The organism is Achromobacter pulmonis (genome assembly GCF_902859765.1).
Lineage (GTDB): Bacteria > Pseudomonadota > Gammaproteobacteria > Burkholderiales > Burkholderiaceae_B > Achromobacter > Achromobacter pulmonis.
The window spans coordinates 1-1,555 of the sequence record NZ_CADIJV010000081.1 but is presented as its reverse complement, the minus strand read 5'-3'; the positions used below and the strand labels follow the sequence as shown (position 1 = coordinate 1,555).

Sequence of the window (1,555 nt, the reverse complement as noted above, 5' to 3'; positions counted from 1 at the left end):
AATGCCCTGCATCGTGTTGACCACCTCGGCCACCGCCGAACCGCCGCGCTCGGCCACGTCCGAGGCGCTGGCCGCCAGCTGGTTCGCCTGGCGCGCGTTGTCCGCATTCTGTTTGACCGTCGAGGCCAGCTCTTCCATCGACGCCGCCGTTTCCTCCAGCGAGGCCGCCTGTTCTTCCGTGCGGCTGGACAGGTCGGTGTTGCCGGCCGAAATCTCGCGCGAACCCACCGTAATCTCATCGACGCCGCGACGCACCGTGGCCATCGTGCGGGCCAGGCTTTCCTGCATGCGCTTGACGGCGGCCATCAGGGTCCCGATCTCATTGGTCGAGTGCACCTCGACGCGGGTGGTCAGGTCGCCGCCGGCGATGCGATCGAAGCTCTCGCCGACCACGCGCAGCGGACGCAGCACGGCGCGGTTCACGAACAGGAACGCGCCCAGCGAAACCGCCAGAATGACCAGCAGCAAGCCCGGATAGACATAGGTCATCACCGCACTCTGCGAGCGCGACGTGGCGACCTGCTCTGCGCTGAATGTATTGATGGTGTGCGCGAATTCGGTCAATTGCTTGGAGAATGCGCCACTGGCCGCGGCGGCCCGGGTGTTCTTGAGGTTCAGGTACTCCGCATTGTCACCCCGGTCCAGCGCGGCGAGCATGGCCTGCAACCCCTCGGAAAAGCCATTGAATGAAGCCAGCAACTGACCTTCCGCGGCACGGCCGATATCGGTGTTTTTCGGAACTTCCTTGAAGCGCTCCAGCTTGGCTCGGCCATCGCTCAGCAGTTGCTGCACGATGCGCGACGTTTCGGCAGCGCCGGCCTTGTCACCGGCCGCGCGCTGCGCCGCGGCAATATCGGCGCGGATGGTGGCGCGCAGCATCTGCACATAGGCGTCCTTGACCAGACTGCTCTGCTGGACGCTCAAATTATCCAAGGCATCGATCGCTTCGGCGTTGGATCGCATGCTGCTCCAACCGAATGCAATGGCAACCAGCGCAGCCACGGCGACAGCCAATTGGGCAAGCATCAAGCCCGTGCGCACCTTCAGATTGCTTAACATTTTCCGATATTTCCAGTAACCGTCGAGGCGACATGCGGGCCGCCTCGACGTAAAAGAGAGGGGTTTGTTACTGCGACTACCTGTTCAATGCGGCGGCTTGCGTGGTCAGAAGGACTCCCAGTCATCATCCGCCGGCGGCGCGCGCCGCGCGGCGGCCGGTGCGGGCTTGATCGGTTTGGCATCGGTCGCATCGCTGGTCCGGACCACCGGACGGCGCGGCGAACGGGCTGCGGTGGCGCCACTGTTGGCCGTGGGCCGGGCACGGGCCGGCTGGGCCAGGCGCGCGGCGGCGACTGGAGGCTTCGCCGACGCCTGGGCCGGCTGGGCCACGCCTTCCGGGGCAGGTGCCGACACGGCGGCCTCGGCGGACGCCTCCTCGACCTTTGGCGGGCTGACGCGCGGCGCACTGCGTTGCTGCGCCAGCTGACGCGCCGGCACTTCGATCACTTCGCCGGCATTGATCTTGAACACCGCCACCGCTTCGGCCAGGCGCTGC

1 protein-coding gene and 1 pseudogene are annotated in these 1,555 nt (G+C 66.2%); both read right to left on the bottom strand.

Annotated elements, in window-relative coordinates:
- Positions 1-1,059: Tar ligand binding domain-containing protein (locus HV701_RS26570; RefSeq protein ID WP_175135975.1), on the bottom strand; the 1,059-nt coding region annotated here is incomplete at its 3' end.
- A 105-nt stretch (positions 1,060-1,164) separates the two neighbouring features.
- Positions 1,165-1,555, bottom strand: a pseudogene (locus HV701_RS26565) (methyl-accepting chemotaxis protein); the annotation flags it as partial.